Raw genomic sequence first — 17,946 nt, 5'->3', positions numbered from 1 at the left:
CCGCCCCGCCGTCGGCGGGGCAGGCTGCGCGCATGCCGAAGCCGCACGGGTTCACGTACGAGGTACGCCACGACCGCACCGTCGTCATCACGCACCAGGGCCGCGCCGCGGGCACCCTGCGCGGTGGCCGGGCCGACAAGTTCCTGGCCGAGGTGGAGTCCGGTGACTCCCAGCTGGTGATGGCCCGCTGGACGGGCTCGTACAAGTTCGGCAACGAGCGCACGGCACGCGACCACCCCCGCAACCGGCGCTGACCCGGCCTCCGGGAATCTCCCGCGAGGGTAAGGGAACGGCAAAGCGGCTCCGGTCGTTCTCCGGGCATGACCGCTATGACCCCTGGTTCCAACCTGCCGCTCAACACCGTCGGCGTGACGGTGGACGTGGCCGCCCCGGTGCGGCTCGACGTGTCGGGCCTCCTCCTCGCGGCGGACGGCAAGGTGCGTTCCGACGCCGATTTCATCTTCTACAACCAGCCGTCCGGGCCCGGTGTCAGCTACCGGTCCGGTGGCGGGGCGGCGCCGGACTCCATCACCGTGGACACCGGCGCGCTGCCTTCCGGCATCGAGCGCATCGTGGTCACGGCCAGCCCCGATGCCGCCGGGCAGACCTTCCAGGGCATCGAGCCCACCGCCACCGTGCGGGACGCGGCGTCCGGAGCGGTGATCGCCACCTTCACCCCGCCGCGGCTGGGCCCGGAGACCGCCCTCGTGGTCGTCGAGGTCTACCAGCGCGGCGGCGTGTGGAAGGTCCGCGCGGTCGGCCAGGGGTACGCCAACGGCCTCGCCGGCATCGCGACGGACTTCGGGGTCTCCGTGGACGAGGAACCGGCCGCCCCCGCGGCCGCGGCCCCCGCCGCCCCGCCGGTGCCCCCCGCACCTCCCGCGCCTCCCGCACCCTCGGTCTCGCACCCGGTCTCCCCCTGGCTCGGCGGTCCGGCCGCCGACGGGTCCGCGACGCCCGCCGCCCCGCCGGCCGCGCCCGCCACCGCCCCGGCCGGCGCCGGGAAGATCAACCTCGACAAGGGCCGGGTCAGCCTCCAGAAGAACCAGACGGTCTCCCTGGTCAAGGGCGGGCGCCCGCTGCTCTCCCAGGTCAAGATGGGCCTCGGCTGGGAGCCCGCGTTCCGCGGCGCCGACATCGACCTCGACGCCTCCGTCATCGCCTACGGCCCGCAGCGCAACCACATCGACAGCTGCTACTTCGGCAAGCTCTCCATCCTGGGCGGCGCGATCAAGCACTCGGGCGACAACCTCACCGGCGAGGGCGCCGGGGACGACGAGGTGATCGTCGTGGACCTCGGCCGGCTGCCCGCCGAGGCCACCGGCCTGGTCTTCACGGTGAACTCCTTCTCCGGCCAGAAGTTCACCGAGGTCGCCAAGGCCTACTGCCGGCTCATCGACGCGGCGAGCGGCGAGGAGCTGGTGCGCTTCGACCTCACGAGCGCCGAGCCGCAGACCGGGGTCATGATGGCCAAGTTGATCAAGCAGTTCTCCGGGGAATGGGAGATGACGGCCATGGGCGACTTTGTGAAGTCCCGCACAGTGCGCGGCATGGTCAAGCCCGCCTCGCAGGCACTCTGAGCAGGTGGGCGGGCACATGACGCGACCGGGCACTCGGGGAAGCGCCACCGGGTGATGGATGCCACGCGTAATCCGGAGGTGGCTGTCAGTGCCCGCCCGTAGCCTTGAACCCATGCAGAACACACTCCGGCCCGCTGGCCCCGCGCGCCCGTCCGCCGCCGAGGCGAACGAGGCGATACGGCTGCTTGTCGAGACCCGGGTGGACGAGGAGTGGCCCTCGGAGGCGTACGAGTTCCTGCTGGAGGAATGGGCCGCGGCCTCCCGTGCGGAGGTCTGCGCGGACCGGTGAGGCCCCGCCCGGACGGGCGGAGCCCCACGGCGTCCGCGGTCGGGCCGTACGGCGCCGGCGCCCGGGCCCTGCCTCAGCGGTCGCGCCGCCAGGGGCCGGTCACGGCCAGCATGATGCCGGGCTCCTGGATGTTGGCGTACAGGGTGCGGCCGTCGGGGGAGAAGCAGACCCCGGTGAACTCCGAGTACTCGGGCGCCTCGGCGGTGCCGATGTTCAGCTCGTTGCGCGCCAGCGGGTAGACCCGGCCCGACTCGGTCGCCCCGAGCAGGTGCTGCAGACCGCTGCCGTCCTCGGCGATGACCAGGCCGCCGTACGGCGACACGGTGATGTTGTCGGGGCCGTCGTAGCCGCCGTCCGCCCCCGGGGCGGCGTTCACCCCGATCAGGACGACGAGGCGGATGGTGCGCCGCTTCGGATCGTAGAACCACACCTGGCCGTCGTGCGCGGCGCCCGGGCTCTCCTCCCGCGCGTAGGAGGACACGAAGTACGCGCCCCCGTCAGCCCACCACATCCCCTCCAGCTTGCGCGCCCGGGTCACGGCGCCCGCGGCGAACTGCTTGCGCACCGGGACGGTCCGCGCGTCGCGGTCGGCGACCGCCACCCAGTCGACCCCGTACACGGTGCCGGTCTTCGTGGCGCGCGAGAGGTCGTCCACGAACCGGCCGGAGGAGTCGAAGCACTTGGCGGCCGCGAGCACCCCGGCGTCGGCCGCGAGCGTACGGAGTCTGCCGCGCCCGTGCCGGAAGCCCTGCGGCGGGGTCCAGCGGTAGAGCAGCCCGTTGGGACCGGAGGCGTCCTCGGTCAGGTAGGCGTGACCCTGGCGCGGGTCGATGACCACGGCCTCGTGGGCGTACCGTCCGAACGCCTTGACCGGCTTCGGGTCACGGTTGGCCCGGCGGTCGTTGGGGTCGACCTCGAAGACGTAGCCGTGGTCCTTGGTCATGCCGTTCTTGCCGGCCAGGTCCTCGGTCTCCTCGCAGGTCAGCCAGGTGTCCCAGGGGGTGGCCCCGCCGGCGCAGTTGGTCGACGTACCGGCGATGCCCACCCATTCGGCGACCTCGCCGCCGCGCCGGACCTCGACGACGGTGCAGCCGCCGGCCGCGGCCGGATCGTAGACCAGGCCTTCGGTGAGCGGGACGGGGTGCGCCCAGTTCGCGCGCGGCCCCTTCAGCTCGTGGTTGTTGACGAGGAGGGTGACCCCGCGGTGTCCCTCGAACGTGGCCGTCCCGTCGTGGTTGGACGGGGTGCTCTCGCCGGTTTCGAGGGTGGTGACACCGCTGTGGGTGATCACGCGGTAGGTGAACCCGGCCGGGAGCGCGAGGAGTCCGGCGGGGTCCGGCAGGAGCGGGCCGTAGCCGGGGCCGTGGGGGCGGCCGTGCTCGTCGTGCCCGTTCGCGCCGGGGCCGTCGTCGGCGGCCAGGGCCCCGGGGGCGGTGGCCAGGGCGCCGACCGTTCCGGTGAGGGCGACACCCGCTCCCGCGATGACGGTACGGGCGGTGAAGTCTCTGCGGCTGAGGGGCATCGGGTCTCCAGGGTGGGGAGGGGGTGCGCCTGACGTACGGTCGTCGGCGCACACGCTCCCGCCCGTACGTGAACGGCGGCTGAACTACCCCGAAAGCGGAGCCGACCCCTTGCCGGTGGCCGGAATGGCGTACTCCGGCCACTCGAACGGCTGGTTGTGCACCGGCCGCCCGGACGCCCGGCCCGGCCGGGACCCCCGAACCGGCCGGAGCCCCTGGGCGCCCCACGCCTTCCGCCGCCGGGTCAGGGCCCGCGTCCCGGCCCTGACCCGGCCGGACCGGTCAGGGCCGGCGGGAGCGGGCCTTGAACGCGGCCTTGCGCGCCTCCTTCGAGGACTTCTTGTCGGGGTGGAGCCGCCCCATGGCCTCCAGCACGTACCCCGTCGCGGGGTGCTCGACCCGCCATGCCAGCTCGAAGAACTCGTTGTGGTGCTCGGTCAGCGTCCGCATCAGCAGCGGCAGCTCCTCGGTCTCCCCGTCCGCGGCGAGCTGCGCGGCGATGGTGTCGACCGTCAGCCACAGCACCATCTCCGGGTCCGGCGCCGGTACGTCGGTCACCCCGTGTTCGGCGAGCCAGACCCGGGCGAGCCCGCCGAGCTCCGGGTCGTCCAGCACGGCCCGGACGGCCGGCTCGGCCTCCCGCCCGGCCGGGGTCAGGGCCTGCTGGCAGCGCAGCCGGCGCAGCGGGGCGGCCTCGTCTGCGCCGCGGGCCGCGGCGAGCAGCTCGGCGACCGCGGCGGGCAGTTCACGCCCCGCCAGCCACTGCTCGATCTCGGCCTGCGCCGCGTCCTCGGAGTAGAAGGAGACCGCGTCGAGCAGGGCATCGGCGCCCTTGCCGGCGAATTCGCCGAGGGCGGGGGCCTCGACCCCGGCCTCCAGCATGCGGGCGCGGACGCCGTACAGGCCGAGCGGGGTCAGCCGGACCATCCCGTAGCGGGACACGTCCTCGTCGTCCTCGATACCGGTGTCGGGGAGGTCGTCGGCCTCCGTCATCAGCTCCTCGTCGACGGGGCGGAACTCCACCAGCCCGATGGGCTCCAGCTGCCGGAACTGGTCGTCGAGGCGCATCATCGCCTCCGAGACCTGCTCCAGGACCGCGTCGGTGGGGTCGCCCATGTCGTCGGGCACGATCATCGAGGCGGCGAGCACCGGAAGCGGCACCGGCCCCTCGCCCGCACCGCCCTCGCTGACGGTGAGCAGGTAGAGGTTGGCGAGGACCCCGTCGAGGAAGTCGGCCTCGCGCTGGGGGTTCCAGTCGAGCCGGTCGAAGTCGATCTCGCCGCCCGCGTCCAGGGCGTCGACGAGGTCGTCCAGGTCGGGCACGGCGGCGTCGGCGAGGACGGCGTCCAGGGCCGCGAGCCACAGGTCGAGCACGTCGCCGGGCGCGCCGTCGGCGACCAGGGCGAGGTCCTCCCCGGGGGCGGCGGTGCCGTACTCGGGCTCGGCGCCGTCGCCGCCGCCCTCGACGTCCTCCTCCGGCTCCGTCACGTCGACCAGGCCGGTGTCCACGGCGACCCGCCAGGCCTGGGCCGCGTGGCCGGGGCTGTCCTCGTCGTCGGCGTCGAGGCCGAGCAGTGCCACGGCCTCGGCCAGCTGCCGGGCAACGAGTTCGCCGCCGACGTCGACACGGGTGTCGGGCCCGGCCCAGCGGGCGAGGCGTACGGCGCGGGCGAACAGCGGTGCGACGAGGGCGTCGCGGGCCAGCTCCGCATCGGAGTGCAGCCGTACCGGCGGCAGCGTGGGGTGCGGCTCTGCGGACATGCGGTGGTTCTCCTCGGGCGGGATGCGTAGAGCGGTTCGGACGGGACGCGCGGGACGGCGGGACGGTCGGGGGGTGGTGCGGGGCGGTGGGGCGGGGGATTGTGCGGACGATGCGCGGAGACGGCGCCGGGGAGGCGCTACGGACGGGCCGTCATGCCTGGTACGGCGTACCAGGGTAGACGCATTTCGGGCAGCCCCGGCGGGCCATCGCCTTTGGTTCATCCCACAGTCAACTCTTGTCTTCCCTGGAGGCCTTGACAACTTCCCTGGTCACACAGGAAATTGACGCGCGTAGATGTACCGGGGCCCATGAGGCCCCCTTCCTCCACACATCCGGAGTTCCCGCCCATGCGCTCCTCGCATCCCCGTTCCGCCGCCGTCGCGGCCCTCGTCGCCACCGCCCTGGCCTCCGGCCTGCTCGCGGGCACCGCCGGCGCGGCCGAAGGCGTCGTGTCCGCCGATCCGATACGCATCCACGACATCCAGGGCACCACCCGGACATCCCCGCTCAACGGCAAGCCGGTCGCCGACGTCCAGGGCATCGTCACGGGCGTTCGCACCTACGGCTCGCGCGGATTCTGGATCCAGGACCCCGACGCCGACGACGACCCCGCCACCAGCGAGGGCATCTTCGTCTTCACCAGTTCGGCCCCGACCGTCGCCGTCGGCGACGCGGTCAAGGTCTCGGGCACGGTCGGCGAGTACGTCCCCGGCGGCGTCAACTCCGGCAACCAGTCGGTCACCCAGATAGCCAAGCCCACCGTCACGGTGGTCTCCTCCGGCAACGCGCTGCCCGCGGCCGTCGCCGTCAACGAGTACTCGGTACCGGCCGCCTACGCCCCGGCGGGCGACCCGGCCGCCGCCAACAGCATCAACGGCCTGACCCTGGAGCCCTCGCGCTACGCCCTGGACTACTACGAGTCCCTGGAGGGCATGAACGTCAAGATCGGCACCTCGCGCGTGGTCGGCGCCACCGACCCGTACAGCGAGATGTGGGTCACGGTGAAGGGCTGGGAGAACACCGCCAAGCGCGGCGGGACGCTCTACGGCTCGTACGAGTCCCAGAACACCGGCCGCCTCCAGGTCCAGCAGCTCGCGCCGGTCGCGCAGCAGCCGTTCCCGGTGGCCAACGTCGGCGACAAGCTGACCGGGACCACCGAGGGCCCCCTCGACTTCAACCAGTTCGGCGGCTACACCCTGGTCGCCCGCACCCTGGGCACCGTCAAGGCGGGCACCCTCGCGCCCGAGAAGACCAAGCCGCAGGCGGCGAACGAGCTCGCGGTGGCCACGTACAACGTCGAGAACCTCGACCCGACCGACCCGCAGACGAAGTTCGACAACCTCGCCAAGGCGGTCGTGGAGAACCTCGCCTCGCCCGACATCCTGGCCCTGGAGGAGATCCAGGACGACAACGGCGCCAAGAACGACGGCACCGTGTCGGCCGAGCAGACGCTGACGAAGTTCACGGCGGCCATCGCCGCCGCGGGCGGCCCCGCCTACCAGTGGCGTTCGGTCAGCCCGGAGAACAACAAGGACGGCGGCGAGCCCGGCGGCAACATCCGCCAGGTGTTCCTCTTCAACCCGGCGCGGGTCTCCTTCACCGAGCGCGCGCCCGGCGACGCCGTGACGGCGACCGGGGTCACGACGGAGAACGGCAAGGCCGCGCTGACCCACTCCCCCGGCCGGATCGACCCGGCGAACCCGGCGTGGGCCGACAGCCGCAAGCCGCTGGCCGGCGAGTTCGTCTTCAAGGGCAAGACGGTCTTCGTCATCGCCAACCACTTCTCCTCCAAGGGCGGCGACGAGGGCCTGACCTCGGTCCACCAGCCCCCGGTGCGCTCCTCGGAGACCAAGCGACTGCTCCAGGCGCAGGCCGTGAACGGGTTCGTGAAGCAGCTGCTGGCGGCCGACAAGCACGCCTCCGTGCTCGCCGTCGGTGACATCAACGACTTCGAGTTCTCCGGCACCGCGCAGGCGCTGGAGGACGGCGGGGCGCTGTACTCGGCGATCAAGTCGCTGCCGAAGGCGGAACGTTACTCCTACGTCTACCAGGGCAACGCCCAGGTGCTGGACCAGATCCTGGTCAGCCCGGGGGTCAAGAACTACGCGTACGACAGCGTGCACGTCAACGCCGAGTTCTCCGCCCAGAACAGCGACCACGACCCGCAGGTGCTGCGCTTCCGCCCGTAGTCCCTCCTCTGACCGCAGGGAGCCCGGCCGCCGTCCCGGCCGGGCCCCCTGCCATGCTCAGGTCATGATCTTCCGCCTCGCCACCCGCCAGGACCTGCCCGCCGTACTGGCCCTGCTGGCCGACGGGGCCGGGGACCGAACCACCGGTCCGGTCCCGGTCGAGGCCGGCGCGGCCCACGAGCGGGCCTTCGCCGCCATCGAGGCCGACCCCCGCAACGAGCTGCTGGTCCTCCAGGACGGGGACGCGCTGATCGGCTGCCTGCAGCTCACCTACATCCCGGGCCTGGGTCAGGGCGGGCGGGAGCGGGCGCTGGTCGAGGCGGTACGGATCCGCGCCGACCGGCGCGGCGGTGGCCTCGGCGCCGAGCTGATGGGTCTGGCGGTGGAGCGGGCCCGCGGGCGGGGCTGCGGCCTGGTCCAGCTGACCAGCGACAAGCGGCGGACGGCCGCGCACCGGTTCTACGAGCGTCTCGGTTTCGCGCGCAGCCACGAGGGGTTCAAGCTCCGTCTGGAGCCGTAGCGGCGCACCGGAGCCGTGGCGGCGCACCGGAGCCGTGGCCGTCGGTCACTCCGTGGCCACCGACCGGAGCCGCGACGGCCGTCCAGCCCGTACGGGAGGGGACTTTCGCCCCTGGCGTGACGCTCGCCACACACCTCCCGATTTCGGCTGGTTGTGGTGTTGAGTGTCTGCACGCCCGATCGTCCGCCCCGGCTCCGTACCGGCTCGCACCGTACGCACTCATCGGAGGACCGCGTGTTCCCCTCCATCTCCCCCGCCCAGGAAATCGGCCTGGCCGTGCTGCTCGTGGCGGCGCTCGTCTGGGTCCTCGGCCTCGGCCACATGCTGCGGGACAGCCGCCTCCACCACCCCGATCCGGGCGCCCACGACGGCCTGCCGGCCATCCCGGCCCAGCGCACCGCCGGTGCGCACCCCATGGAGTCGGTGGAGCTGACGGAGGCGGAGGAGCAGGCCTTCGCGGGCCTGATCCGCACGATCCCCCTGCACTGACGCGGCACCGTCCCGGCACCCTCGGCAGCGCCCGGCCCCGCACGCTCCGTCAGCCCGGCGCCATGGCCTCCCGCACCGCCTCCACGAAGGCGTCGCGGCTGCGCCGGGCCGCGACACGGCACCGGTTCATCAGCTCCCGGTGCTCCTCGGCACGGTCCGCATCACCCGAACACACGGCTTCGTGAAGCCGGCGGGCCGCGCTCCAGAATCCGTTCACGGTCTCGTAGAGCTCACGGACCGCAGCCCCCACGTCCGCGGGCCCTTCCAGGAACGCCACGTGCATCGCGCTCATCAGCACGGCCCGCTCCGTACGCGACTCGTCCAGCAGGAGCGCGAACGCGTCGGGATCCCCCGCGACGGCGACCATGTCCCCCACCCTGCTGTGCAGGACGCCGGCGGCCTTCGCGAACTCCGCGTAGGCCGCCCGGCGCTGCTGGTACCTGTGCTCGGCCCGTGCGTGCCGGAGCTGCGCGAGTTGCGCCTCACGGCTCAAGAGCGCCTGCGTCCTGGCGGCTCGGGAGGTGAACCAACCCGTGGTCGCGCTGGCCACGACGGCCGCGCCGGCGGCTATGAGGGCCGTCCATAATGCATCCATGGGTCGAGGGCAGGGCCGGGTGAACGGCTTCGCGCACGGGCCCGTACGGCATCGGCGGAGCCGGAACGCGTGCGCCCTCCCGGGCCCGCGCGGGGCCGTGGGAGGGCGCTCGTTGGTGACCGACGTTGACCACCGGTGGCGGCTCAGCCGCTGGTCAGGGCGTTGGTCGGGTGCTCAGCCGCAGGTGAGGGCGGCCGGGCGTCAGTTGTGGCTGTGCAGGACCTCGTTCAGGCCGCCCCAGGCCGCCTTGTAGGGGCGGGCCTCGACGGCGCCGGTGACCGAGTTGCGGCGGAAGAGGATGTTGTCGGCGCCCGAGAGCTCCAGGGCCTTGACGATCTCGCCGTCCGGCAGGGTCACGCGGGTGCCCGCGGTCACGTAGAGGCCGGCCTCGACGACGCACTCGTCGCCCAGGGCGATGCCCACGCCCGCCTCGGCGCCGATCAGGGTGCGCTCGCCGATCGAGATGATCTGCTTGCCGCCGCCCGAGAGGGTGCCCATGGTGGACGCGCCGCCGCCGATGTCGGAGCCGTCCCCGACGACGACGCCCGCCGAGATCCGGCCCTCGACCATGGAGGTGCCGAGGGTGCCGGCGTTGAAGTTGACGAAGCCCTCGTGCATGACGGTGGTGCCCTCGGCGAGGTGCGCGCCGAGGCGGACGCGGTCGGCGTCGGCGATGCGCACGCCCTTGGGGGCGACGTAGTCGGTCATGCGGGGGAACTTGTCGATCGAGGTGACCTGGAGGTGCAGGCCCTCGGCGCGGGCGTTCAGGCGGACGGTCTCGACCTGGTCGACCGGGACCGGGCCCAGCGAGGTCCAGGCGACGTTGGCCAGCAGGCCGAAGACGCCGTCGAGGTTCTGGCCGTGCGGCTTGACCAGGCGGTGGCTGAGCAGGTGCAGGCGCAGGTACGCGTCGTGCGCGTCCAGCGGCTTGTCCTCCAGGGAGGCGATGGCGGTGCGGACGGCTACGACCTCGACGCCGCGGACCGCGTCCGAGCGGATGGCCTTGGCCGCGGCCGCGCCGAGGAGCTCCACGGCCTGCTCGGCGGTGAGGCGCTCGGTGCCTGCCGGGCCGGGCTCGGCGACCAGCTCGGGGGCGGGGAACCAGGTGTCGAGGACGGTGCCGTCGGCGGCGATGGTGGCAAGTCCGGCGGCGACGGCGCCGGTGGTACGCGTAGCAGTCATATCCGAAACCTAACCGGCGACGGCCTTCGGTCGCGAACCGGTCTCATGTGCCGGTCGTACGCGTCGCCTCACCTCCCGCGCACCCGTGACCAGCACGATCCCCCCGGCAGCCGCGCCGAGCGCCGCGCACAGCGGCCACAGCAGGTCCGGCGCGGTGTCGTACAGGGCTCCCCCGAGGGGCGCGGCGAGGACGAACCCGCTGATGGAGACACCCGCGTACAGGCTCTGGAACCGGCCGACGGCGTGCTCGGGCGACTCGTCCGCGACGTACGCCGTGGCGGTGGTCTTGTAGAGGATCTCCCCGAGGGTGAGCAGCAGCATCATCGCCACGGCCGTCGCGGTGCCGACCCCCGCCATCAGCATCGCGTAGCCGCCGCCCACCAGCACCAGCCCGACGCCGATGACGTGCAGCGGGGAGCGCCGGCGCAGGGCGAGGGCGGCGGGGATCTCCAGGAGCAGGATGACGCCGCAGTTGACCCCGATGAGCCATCCGTACGCGCGGGTGTCCAGACCGTGGTCGGCGAGGTAGACGGGGAAGGTCGTCAGGTGCTGCCGGTAGACGACGTCGACGACGGCGATCGCACCGAGCAGGACCAGTACGGCGGGCCGCGCCCGCAGCTCCGGCCACAGCCCCCCGCGGCCCAGACCCCCGTCCGGGGCCGCGGGAGGGGCGGTGGCGGCCCGGGCCGGGACGACCCGGGCGGTCCAGAGGGCGAAGAGGAGGGTGCCGAGGCCGTCCGCGACGAAGAGCCAGTCGTAGGAGAGCCCGGTCGCGATGAGGGATCCGAGGGGTCCGCCCACCGCGAAGCCTCCGTTGGACAGGCAGCGGGTGACGGCGAAGGCCTGGCGGCGGGAGCCTTCCTGCACGGTGACGGCGACCAGCGCGGAGTTGGCGGCGCGGATCACCCCGGATGCGTACTGGGCGAGCGCCAGCAGGAGTGCCAGCGGGAGGGTGGGGACCGCCGGCAGGGCGACGAGGGCCGTTCCGCCGAGGGCCGAGGCGGCGAGCAGCACCCGGCGGTGGCCGAAGCGGTCGCCGTACCAGCCGCCGGTGAAATTGCCCGCGACCAGGCCGATGCCGCCGATGCCGACGACCAGGCCCGCCCCGGTGGCGTCGAGGCCGCGCGGGCCGGTCAGGTAGAGGAAGACGAAGACGACGGTGAAACTGGCGACGGCGTTGACGAAGATCCCCGCAGCCAGCAGCCACACGACCTTCGGTAGGTCCTTGAGCCCCTGCAGCACACCCGTGCCCCCTTGCGTCCCCGAGTAAGTTCCCTTTAGGAACGGACTATGTCAGCATGACAGCCTGGGGTCAACGGACAAAGGAGTGCCATGGCCCAGCGCACACACCTCGGCGACGCGGACTGTTCCATCGCCCAGGCCCTCGACGTCGTGGGCGACTGGTGGACGCTGCTGATCGTGCGCGACACCGCGCGCGGTCTGCACCGCTTCGACGAGCTCCAGCGCGAGCTGGGCATGTCCCGCAAGGTGCTCGCCGAGCGGCTGAAGCTGCTCGTCGAGGCCGGGGTGCTGACGCGCACGCCGTACCAGGAACGCCCGGTGCGGCACGAATACCGGCTGACCCCGCGCGGGCGGGGCCTGCTCCCGGTCCTGGTCGCCCTCCAGGACTGGGGCGACGCCTGGATCCTGGGAGAGGGAGAGATGACGGCGACGACCGAGGAGTCCTCGAAGGAGGCCGCGCGGGTGCACGCGCTGCGCGGCACCCGACTGCCGGAGCTGCTGCTGCCGGACCGTTTCGGCGAGCTCCGCGACGCGGTGGCGGACACGCCGTTCACCGTCCTGTACTGCTTCCCCGGCGCGTACGCCCGGAGCGAGTCCTACCCGCCCGGCTGGGCCGGGATCCCCGGGGCGAAGGGGTGCACGCTGGAGTCGTGTACCTTCCGCGACCAGCTCGCGGAGTTCACCGCGGCCGGCGCCACCGTCCACGGGGTCTCGACCCAGCGCCCGGACGAGCAGCGGGAGTTCGCGGAGCACGAGCGACTGCGCTTCCCGCTCCTCTCGGACGCGGAACTCGACCTGGTGACGGCCCTGCGACTGCCGACCTTCCGCGCGGGCGGGGTGAGCCGGCTGAAGCGGCTGACGCTGGTCGTGGACCGGGAGCGCACGGTGCGCGAGGTGTTCTACCCGATCCGGGACATCGAGGCGAGCGTCGCCGCGGCCCTGGAGGCGGTCCGCTCCGCACCCTGAACCGCGGCGGCCTCCGGCACGGCGACATCGCGCCGCTCACGGCCGGCGGGGCAGGCCCAGGACCCGGGCGAGGATCTCGCGGGCGTACGCCTCCTCGTACGGGGAGTCCGTCAGCAGGACCTGGAGGCAGATGCCGTCCATCACGGCCACCAGCGCCCGCGCCGTCACCGGATCGGTGTGTTCCGCCAGCGCCTCGGCCACCGACTCCAGCCACTCGGCCGCGACCGGCCGCAGCGCGGGCCGGCGCAGGGCGGCCAGGTAGAGCTCGTACTCCAGCTCCGCCCGCCCCCGGTCCGCCGCCAGGACCTCCCCCAGCAGCCGGGCCAGGGCATCCGCCAGGTCCTCGCCCCCGCGCGGCGCGAACGCGGGCGCGTAGGCCTCGTTGGCCTGCCGGAGGGCCGCCACCAGCAGATCGTCCAGGCTCTTGAAGTGGTAGGTCGTCGAGCCGAGCGGCACGTCCGCCTCGGCCGCGGCGCTGCGGTGGCTCAGCCCCGCGATCCCCTTGTCCCCCACCACCCGGATCGCGGCGTCGATGATCCGCTGCCGCCGCTCCGGGTCGTACCGGCGCGCTCCGGCGGCCATCAGTGGGCCGCTCCGCCGAGGTTCAGCAGGACCACCCCGGCGACGATCAGTGCGATCCCGGCGAGTTTCGCGGCGCTGGCGGCCTCCCCCATGAACACCATGCCGATGGCGGCGATGGCGGCGGTGCCGACTCCGGCCCAGATCGCGTACGCCGTGCCGACCGACATCGATCTGAGCGTCTGTGCGAGCAGGCTGAAGGCCACCACGTAGCCCAGCAGCGTCCCCAGTGAGGGCCAGAGCCTGGTGAACCCCTCGCTGTACTTCATCGCGGTGGTCCCGGCGACCTCGGCGGCTATGGCCGCCGCAAGCAGTACGTACGGCATGCGTACAACAGTACACATCGATGCGTACACATGTACACACGCAAGCCTCAGGACACTCACAGGCTCCGGTACTACGGTGTCCCCCCGCACACGACAGGGGGACCGCGCATGGCACAGCACTGGACCCACAGGGGCGGCGGCTGGCTGCCTCCACAACGGCCCCGGCCGGGCGTGGTGCCCCTGCGCCCGCTGGGGCCCGGCGACATCCTCGCGGGCGCCTTCACCGCCCTGTCCCGCTACGGCGGCCGGCTGTGCGGTGCCCTGCTCCTCGGCCAGCTCGCGGCGGGGGTACTGGTCGTCGCGGCGGCGGGGGCGGCGGCCCTGGCCTCGCTCAGCCCCCGGGCCGGCGAACGGGCCTTCGTATGGGTGCTCCTCCCGGCGGCGGCCCTGTTCCTGGTCTTCACCTGCGCGCTGGCCACCGCCCTGATCGCGGCCCTGCTGCGGCCGGCGGTCCTGGGCCGCGCCGTGACCGTGCCGGGGCTCCTCGGGGCCGCGCTGCCCCGTACCCCCCGGGTGCTCGGCGCCCAGCTGATGGCCCTGCTGACGGCGGCGGGCCCGGGTGCGGCGGCCCTGGCGGCGGGGCTGCCGCCGCCGGTGCTGCTGCCCCTGGCTCCGCTCGCCCTGTGGCTGGGCGTGCTGTTCTCGCTGGCGCCCACCGCCGCCGGGTACGAGGGACTCGGCCCGGTGGCGGCGCTGCGCCGCTCCGCCCGGCTGGTGCGGGGTGCCTGGTGGCGCACCTTCTGCTGGACCGCACCGGCCGTCGCCTTCACCGCGGGTGCCGGGTACGCGCTGCTGGCGCAGGCCGGCCTCCCGGGCGCACTGGCGGCCCTGGTCCTGCTGCCGGCCTTCCCCCAGCTGCCCGCCGGTCTCCTCTACGTGGACCGGCGGATCCGCCACGAACACCTGGCGCAGACCCTGACCGCAGAAACGGCCCCCTAGGAAAGCGTGAACCAGGCGGCCCGTGCCTTCTTCCACTCCGGGTGCGTCAGGTCCTTGGCCTCGGTGCCGTCGCCGTAGAGGTCGGCCGATCCGCTGTCGGTGACCAGCTGCACCCGGGCCCCGGGGACCGTCAGGTCGGGCACGTCCACGATGGCCTCCCAGCCGCCCGGGTCGGTGGTCGGCAGGTCGGCGCGCTTGACCGGGGCGTGGCCGGGAACGCCGTCCCACTGGTAGAGGGCGTAGGGGTCGGAGTTGTCGTCGGCGGCCCAGGAACCGGCCAGGATCAGGTACTGGCCGGCGGCGTTCTTGCGGATGTCGCGGACCGCGAGCCCGCCGAGGTCCAGCTCGATCCCGGCGCCGAAGACGGCCTTGGAACCGCTGGAGAGGACCTTGTCGAAGTTGGTGACGGGCACGAGCAGCGCCTTGCCGCCGGGCACGGCCGGGGCCAGCGGGGCACGGAAGCCCAGGTAGGCGGTGGTCGTGGACCCCGGGGCGAACTCCAGCCCCTCCACGTTGAAGCCGTCGATCTGCTTCGGCGCCTCACCCGCGGCCGTCCCCGCCGCGAAGCCGTAGCGGTTGCCGTTCGCCGTGTCCCAGGCCACGAGGTCGTCGCGGAGCTTCTTGTACGAGCGCCCGTACGCGAGCTGGGTTCCGGAGCCGGAGCCGCTCACCGTGGTGGTGAAGACGGTGTTGCGGGGGGCTTTGTACTCGCCGTCCTTGTTGTTGCCGAGCGAGCCGGTCCAGTAGATGGTGTCGCCGATCCGGGTCGCGCCCTCGATGTCCACCTCCTTGGTGACGCCGAGCTGGGAACTGAAGTCCCAGGTCCTGACGGGTGCGGCGGAGCGGGAACGGTCGTACAGGCGCAGCACGTTGGACTCGTCGTCGGCGACCACCGTGTAGCCGCCGCCGACGTCCACGGCCGCCGAGGAGTCGGAGGCGCCGCTGAAGTAGCGGGCGTCCGCCGGGTTCTGGACGGCGGCGGAGGCCGCGTAGGAGAGGGTCTTGGTGGCGCTCTTGCCGCCGAGTCCGCTCACCTTGATGGTGAGGTTGGCGTAACCGCGGCCGCGCGCGGTGACGGCGAGCTGCCGCACGGCGCCGGCGCCGGTCACGGTGACGTCTCCGGTTCCGGCGACGGAGGTCTTGCTGGAGGCGGTGGCGCTGACGGTGAGAGCGGAGACGTCGGCCCCGCTCTGCCCCACGGCCACGTCCACGGTCTGGTCGCCGACCCCGCCGACGGCCCCGGACAGGTACGAAGCCGAGAACGAGATGGTCGGTGTGCCGTAACTGACCGCCTGGGCAGGGGCGTTGAGGCCGGCCAGGAGGATCGCCGCGAGCGCGGCCGTACCCAGGTGCTTGTTGTTCATCGGTGTCCCCCACGAATCGGGCCGAGCGCGAACCACGCGGAGCGGGACTTCTTCCACTCCGGGTGCGTCAGGTCCTTGGCTTCGGTGCCGTCGCCGTAGAGGTCGGCGGCACCGTTGTCGGTGATGAGCTGTACGCGGGCGCCGGGCACCCGCAGGTCGGGCACGTCCACGATGGCCTCCCAGCCGCCGGGGTCGCCGGTCGGCAGGTCGGCACGCTTGTGCGGGGCGTGGCCGGGGACCCCGTCCCACTGGTAGAGGGCGTAGGGGTCGGAGTTGTCGTCGGCGGCCCAGGAACCGGCCAGGATCAGGTACTGGCCGGCGGCGTTCTTGCGGATGTCGCGGACCGCGAGCCCGCCGAGGTCCAGCTCGATCCCGGCGCCGAAGACGGGCTTCTCGCCGGCCGCGAGGACCCGGTCCAGGTTGGTGACGGGCACGAGCAGCGCCTTGCCGCCGGGCACGGCCGGGGCCAGCGGGGCACGGAAGCCCAGGTAGGCGGTGGTCGCGGACCCCGGGGCGAACTCCAGCCCCTCCACGTTGAAGCCGTCGATCTGCTTCGGCGCCTCACCCGCGGCCGTACCCGCCGCGAAGCCGTAGCGGTTGCCGTTCGCCGTGTCCCAGGCCACGAGGTCGTCGCGCAGGCCCTTGTAGGCGGCGGTGAAGGTGACCTCGGTCGAGGCGCCGGAGCCGGTGATCCGGGTGGTGAGGACGGTGTTCCGTTCGGCCTTGTACGTGCCGTCCTTGTTGTTGCCGAGCGAGCCGGTCCAGTAGACGGTGTCGCCGACCCGGGCGGCGGCCTCGATGTCGGCCTCCTTCTTCGCGCCCAGCGCGGGGCCCAGGTCCCAGGTCCTGACGGGTGCGCCGGAGCGGGAGCGGTCGTACAGGCGCAGCACGTTGGACTCGTCGTCGGCGACCAGGGCGTAGCCGCCGCCCACGTCCACGGCGGCCGAGGCGTCGGAGGAGCCGGTCAGGTAGCGGGTCCCGACGGCGGCGCCGGTCCGCGCCGAGGCGGCGTAGGAGAGGACGGCGGTGGCCGTCCGGCCGCCGCGGCCGGTGACGCGCAGCGTGAGGTCGGTGTACCCCCGGGCACGGGCGCGGACCGTCAGCCTGCGGTCGCCGTCCGGCGTGCGCTCCTGCCGTACGTCGCCCACCGCGGCGACGGCCGGGTTGCTGGAGGAGACCACCTGGAGCCGCAGGAACCCGGCCGGGACGCCGGCCTGCTCCACGTCGGCCGTGACGCTGGGGTCCCCGAAGGCTCCCACGGCGCCGCTGAGGTGGCCGGCGGACAGGGTGATCGTCGGAGCCGCGTATCCCGTGTCCGCGTGGGCGGGCACGGCCAGCCCGGCCAGGAGCAGGGCCGCGGCTCCGGCGGCGCCCACGGCGCCGCAGCGGCGGGCCGGTGAAAGGCGAACGGTCACTGGGGTTCCTCTCGTGTGCGCCGTCCGTCAGGACGGCCATCGAGAAGATTCGGCCACCGTGGCCAACTCCTGGTGCACTTCACTTGTCGGGCCGGAGAACAGGGAGGGCCCCCGGCACGACCGCGCCGGGGGCCCTCTCACTTACGCGTCGGTCAGACGTTGAAACCGAGCGCGCGCAGCTGCTCACGGCCGTCGTCCGTGATCTTGTCCGGGCCCCACGGGGGCATCCAGACCCAGTTGATGCGAAGTTCGTTGACGATGCCGTCCGTCGCCGACTTCGCCTGGTCCTCGATGACGTCCGTCAGCGGGCAGGCCGCCGAGGTGAGGGTCATGTCGAGGGTGGCGATGTTCGCGTCGTCGATGTGGATGCCGTAGATCAGGCCCAGGTTGACGACGTCGATGCCCAGCTCGGGGTCGACCACGTCGTAGAGGGCCTCGCGGACCTCTTCCTCGGTGGCCGGCTTGATCGACGCCTCGGGCGTCGCGTTCTCGGTCATGCCGTCTTCCTCTCCGCGTCGCCCAGCACCTGGGCGGTCGCGTCCTTCCACGCCATCCAGCTCAGGAGAGCACACTTCACGCGCGCCGGATACTTGGAGACGCCGGAGAAGGCGACCGCGTCCTCCAGCACCTCCTCCATGGCCTCGTCGGGCTCCAGCTTGCCCTTGGACTGCATCAGCTCCAGGAACGTGGCCTGGATCTTCTGCGCCTCGGCCAGCTGCTTGCCGACGAGCAGCTCGTTCAGTACGGACGCGCTGGCCTGGCTGATGGAGCAGCCCTGGCCCTCGTAGGAGACGTCGGTGAGCGTCTCCCCGTCGTACTTCACGCGCAGCGTGATCTCGTCGCCGCACGTCGGGTTGACGTGGTGCACCTCGGCGTCACCGTCGCGCAGGCCGCGGCCGTGCGGGTGCTTGTAGTGGTCCAGGATCAGGTCCTGGTACATCGAATCCAGCTTCACTGCGTCCTCGTCAGCCTCGTGTCGTCCGACTCTT

19 protein-coding genes are annotated in these 17,946 nt (G+C 73.0%); 8 read left to right on the top strand and 11 right to left on the bottom strand.

Annotated features, from left to right (window positions below):
* The first annotated feature begins 32 nt into the window (after positions 1 to 32).
* The 3 genes from ACZ5D2_RS20000 to ACZ5D2_RS19990 all read left to right on the top strand — a co-directional run bounded on the left by ACZ5D2_RS20000 (position 33) and on the right by ACZ5D2_RS19990 (position 1,869).
* Positions 33 to 254, top strand: a complete 222-nt coding sequence (locus ACZ5D2_RS20000) for a hypothetical protein (RefSeq protein WP_371679114.1) — start codon at positions 33 to 35, stop codon at positions 252 to 254.
* 66 nt (positions 255 to 320) lie between these two features.
* The gene (locus ACZ5D2_RS19995; RefSeq protein ID WP_371679113.1) at positions 321 to 1,580 is read left to right on the top strand and encodes a TerD family protein; all 1,260 of its coding nucleotides are present in this window, start codon (positions 321 to 323) and stop codon (positions 1,578 to 1,580) included.
* A 112-nt stretch (positions 1,581 to 1,692) separates the two neighbouring features.
* Positions 1,693 to 1,869: a hypothetical protein gene (locus tag ACZ5D2_RS19990; RefSeq protein WP_371679112.1), complete on the top strand. Its 177-nt coding sequence runs from the start codon at positions 1,693 to 1,695 to the stop codon at positions 1,867 to 1,869.
* Between the two features lie 73 nt (positions 1,870 to 1,942).
* On the opposite strand, the gene ACZ5D2_RS19985 is transcribed toward ACZ5D2_RS19990, so the two are convergent.
* Together ACZ5D2_RS19985 and ACZ5D2_RS19980 are read right to left on the bottom strand one after the other, a co-directional pair.
* Positions 1,943 to 3,391, bottom strand: coding sequence for an alkaline phosphatase PhoX (locus tag ACZ5D2_RS19985; RefSeq protein WP_371679111.1), 1,449 nt, complete (start codon positions 3,389 to 3,391; stop codon positions 1,943 to 1,945).
* 280 nt (positions 3,392 to 3,671) lie between these two features.
* On the bottom strand, positions 3,672 to 5,150 hold the full coding sequence (locus ACZ5D2_RS19980; protein WP_371679110.1) for a hypothetical protein: 1,479 nt from the start codon (positions 5,148 to 5,150) through the stop codon (positions 3,672 to 3,674).
* A gap of 348 nt (positions 5,151 to 5,498) precedes the next feature.
* Between ACZ5D2_RS19980 and ACZ5D2_RS19975 the strand changes: the two genes are divergently transcribed.
* The 3 genes from ACZ5D2_RS19975 (at position 5,499) to ACZ5D2_RS19965 (ending at position 8,349) form a co-directional block, all read left to right on the top strand.
* A complete protein-coding gene (locus tag ACZ5D2_RS19975; RefSeq protein WP_371679109.1) occupies positions 5,499 to 7,340 on the top strand; it encodes an endonuclease/exonuclease/phosphatase family protein in 1,842 nt (613 codons plus the stop codon).
* A gap of 64 nt (positions 7,341 to 7,404) precedes the next feature.
* Positions 7,405 to 7,860 carry a GNAT family N-acetyltransferase gene (locus ACZ5D2_RS19970; RefSeq protein ID WP_371679108.1) on the top strand — a complete coding sequence of 152 codons (456 nt, stop codon included), beginning with the start codon at positions 7,405 to 7,407 and terminating at the stop codon, positions 7,858 to 7,860.
* Between the two features lie 234 nt (positions 7,861 to 8,094).
* On the top strand, positions 8,095 to 8,349 hold the full coding sequence (locus ACZ5D2_RS19965; RefSeq protein WP_371679107.1) for a hypothetical protein: 255 nt from the start codon (positions 8,095 to 8,097) through the stop codon (positions 8,347 to 8,349).
* A gap of 49 nt (positions 8,350 to 8,398) precedes the next feature.
* On the opposite strand, the gene ACZ5D2_RS19960 is transcribed toward ACZ5D2_RS19965, so the two are convergent.
* The 3 genes from ACZ5D2_RS19960 to ACZ5D2_RS19950 all read right to left on the bottom strand — a co-directional run bounded on the left by ACZ5D2_RS19960 (position 8,399) and on the right by ACZ5D2_RS19950 (position 11,365).
* Positions 8,399 to 8,944, bottom strand: coding sequence for a hypothetical protein (locus ACZ5D2_RS19960; protein ID WP_371679106.1), 546 nt, complete (start codon positions 8,942 to 8,944; stop codon positions 8,399 to 8,401).
* 201 nt (positions 8,945 to 9,145) lie between these two features.
* Positions 9,146 to 10,126: a 2,3,4,5-tetrahydropyridine-2,6-dicarboxylate N-succinyltransferase gene (gene dapD, locus ACZ5D2_RS19955; protein WP_371679105.1), complete on the bottom strand. Its 981-nt coding sequence runs from the start codon at positions 10,124 to 10,126 to the stop codon at positions 9,146 to 9,148.
* A 9-nt stretch (positions 10,127 to 10,135) separates the two neighbouring features.
* The gene (locus tag ACZ5D2_RS19950; RefSeq protein WP_371681314.1) at positions 10,136 to 11,365 is read right to left on the bottom strand and encodes an MFS transporter; all 1,230 of its coding nucleotides are present in this window, start codon (positions 11,363 to 11,365) and stop codon (positions 10,136 to 10,138) included.
* A 93-nt stretch (positions 11,366 to 11,458) separates the two neighbouring features.
* Here ACZ5D2_RS19950 and ACZ5D2_RS19945 point away from each other — a divergent pair, with 93 nt between their 5' ends.
* Positions 11,459 to 12,334, top strand: a complete 876-nt coding sequence (locus ACZ5D2_RS19945; protein WP_371679104.1) for a winged helix-turn-helix transcriptional regulator — start codon at positions 11,459 to 11,461, stop codon at positions 12,332 to 12,334.
* A 36-nt stretch (positions 12,335 to 12,370) separates the two neighbouring features.
* Here ACZ5D2_RS19945 and ACZ5D2_RS19940 read toward each other — a convergent pair whose 3' ends face one another.
* Together ACZ5D2_RS19940 and ACZ5D2_RS19935 are read right to left on the bottom strand one after the other, a co-directional pair.
* Positions 12,371 to 12,916 (bottom strand): TetR/AcrR family transcriptional regulator, encoded by a 546-nt coding sequence (locus ACZ5D2_RS19940; protein ID WP_371679103.1) that lies wholly within the window; start codon positions 12,914 to 12,916, stop codon positions 12,371 to 12,373.
* Positions 12,916 to 13,239, bottom strand: coding sequence for a DMT family transporter (locus ACZ5D2_RS19935; protein WP_371679102.1), 324 nt, complete (start codon positions 13,237 to 13,239; stop codon positions 12,916 to 12,918). Before ACZ5D2_RS19935 ends, ACZ5D2_RS19940 begins: the two co-directional genes overlap by 1 nt.
* Before the next feature lie 108 nt (positions 13,240 to 13,347).
* Here ACZ5D2_RS19935 and ACZ5D2_RS19930 point away from each other — a divergent pair, with 108 nt between their 5' ends.
* Positions 13,348 to 14,178, top strand: coding sequence for a hypothetical protein (locus tag ACZ5D2_RS19930; protein ID WP_371679101.1), 831 nt, complete (start codon positions 13,348 to 13,350; stop codon positions 14,176 to 14,178).
* Here the strand turns inward: ACZ5D2_RS19930 and ACZ5D2_RS19925 are convergent.
* The 4 genes from ACZ5D2_RS19925 to sufU all read right to left on the bottom strand — a co-directional run bounded on the left by ACZ5D2_RS19925 (position 14,175) and on the right by sufU (position 17,912).
* The gene (locus tag ACZ5D2_RS19925) at positions 14,175 to 15,542 is read right to left on the bottom strand and encodes a hypothetical protein (RefSeq protein WP_371679100.1); all 1,368 of its coding nucleotides are present in this window, start codon (positions 15,540 to 15,542) and stop codon (positions 14,175 to 14,177) included. The genes ACZ5D2_RS19930 and ACZ5D2_RS19925 overlap by 4 nt on opposite strands.
* A complete protein-coding gene (locus ACZ5D2_RS19920; RefSeq protein ID WP_371679099.1) occupies positions 15,539 to 16,957 on the bottom strand; it encodes a hypothetical protein in 1,419 nt (472 codons plus the stop codon). The genes ACZ5D2_RS19925 and ACZ5D2_RS19920 overlap by 4 nt, the downstream gene beginning before the upstream one ends.
* Before the next feature lie 152 nt (positions 16,958 to 17,109).
* On the bottom strand, positions 17,110 to 17,454 hold the full coding sequence (locus tag ACZ5D2_RS19915; protein ID WP_030388904.1) for a metal-sulfur cluster assembly factor: 345 nt from the start codon (positions 17,452 to 17,454) through the stop codon (positions 17,110 to 17,112).
* Positions 17,451 to 17,912, bottom strand: coding sequence for a Fe-S cluster assembly sulfur transfer protein SufU (sufU, locus tag ACZ5D2_RS19910; protein WP_030237123.1), 462 nt, complete (start codon positions 17,910 to 17,912; stop codon positions 17,451 to 17,453). Before sufU ends, ACZ5D2_RS19915 begins: the two co-directional genes overlap by 4 nt.
* Positions 17,913 to 17,946 lie beyond the last annotated feature (34 nt).

The sequence above is a fragment of the Streptomyces sp. NPDC031479 genome, assembly GCF_055581065.1.
This window is presented reverse-complemented; position numbering and strand designations above follow the sequence as displayed.

What these genes read in the sequence shown, in the direction of transcription:
- ACZ5D2_RS20000 (WP_371679114.1), top strand. Translation starts at nt 33, where the DNA reads ATGCCGAAGCCGCACGGGTTCACGTACGAGGTACGCCACGACCGCACC.
- ACZ5D2_RS19995 (WP_371679113.1), top strand. Translation starts at nt 321, where the DNA reads ATGACCGCTATGACCCCTGGTTCCAACCTGCCGCTCAACACCGTCGGC.
- ACZ5D2_RS19990 (WP_371679112.1), top strand. Translation starts at nt 1,693, where the DNA reads ATGCAGAACACACTCCGGCCCGCTGGCCCCGCGCGCCCGTCCGCCGCC.
- ACZ5D2_RS19985 (WP_371679111.1), bottom strand. Translation starts at nt 3,391, where the DNA reads ATGCCCCTCAGCCGCAGAGACTTCACCGCCCGTACCGTCATCGCGGGA.
- ACZ5D2_RS19980 (WP_371679110.1), bottom strand. Translation starts at nt 5,150, where the DNA reads ATGTCCGCAGAGCCGCACCCCACGCTGCCGCCGGTACGGCTGCACTCC.
- ACZ5D2_RS19975 (WP_371679109.1), top strand. Translation starts at nt 5,499, where the DNA reads ATGCGCTCCTCGCATCCCCGTTCCGCCGCCGTCGCGGCCCTCGTCGCC.
- ACZ5D2_RS19970 (WP_371679108.1), top strand. Translation starts at nt 7,405, where the DNA reads ATGATCTTCCGCCTCGCCACCCGCCAGGACCTGCCCGCCGTACTGGCC.
- ACZ5D2_RS19960 (WP_371679106.1), bottom strand. Translation starts at nt 8,944, where the DNA reads ATGGATGCATTATGGACGGCCCTCATAGCCGCCGGCGCGGCCGTCGTG.
- dapD (WP_371679105.1), bottom strand. Translation starts at nt 10,126, where the DNA reads ATGACTGCTACGCGTACCACCGGCGCCGTCGCCGCCGGACTTGCCACC.
- ACZ5D2_RS19945 (WP_371679104.1), top strand. Translation starts at nt 11,459, where the DNA reads ATGGCCCAGCGCACACACCTCGGCGACGCGGACTGTTCCATCGCCCAG.
- ACZ5D2_RS19940 (WP_371679103.1), bottom strand. Translation starts at nt 12,916, where the DNA reads ATGGCCGCCGGAGCGCGCCGGTACGACCCGGAGCGGCGGCAGCGGATC.
- ACZ5D2_RS19935 (WP_371679102.1), bottom strand. Translation starts at nt 13,239, where the DNA reads ATGCCGTACGTACTGCTTGCGGCGGCCATAGCCGCCGAGGTCGCCGGG.
- ACZ5D2_RS19930 (WP_371679101.1), top strand. Translation starts at nt 13,348, where the DNA reads ATGGCACAGCACTGGACCCACAGGGGCGGCGGCTGGCTGCCTCCACAA.
- ACZ5D2_RS19925 (WP_371679100.1), bottom strand. Translation starts at nt 15,542, where the DNA reads ATGAACAACAAGCACCTGGGTACGGCCGCGCTCGCGGCGATCCTCCTG.
- ACZ5D2_RS19915 (WP_030388904.1), bottom strand. Translation starts at nt 17,454, where the DNA reads ATGACCGAGAACGCGACGCCCGAGGCGTCGATCAAGCCGGCCACCGAG.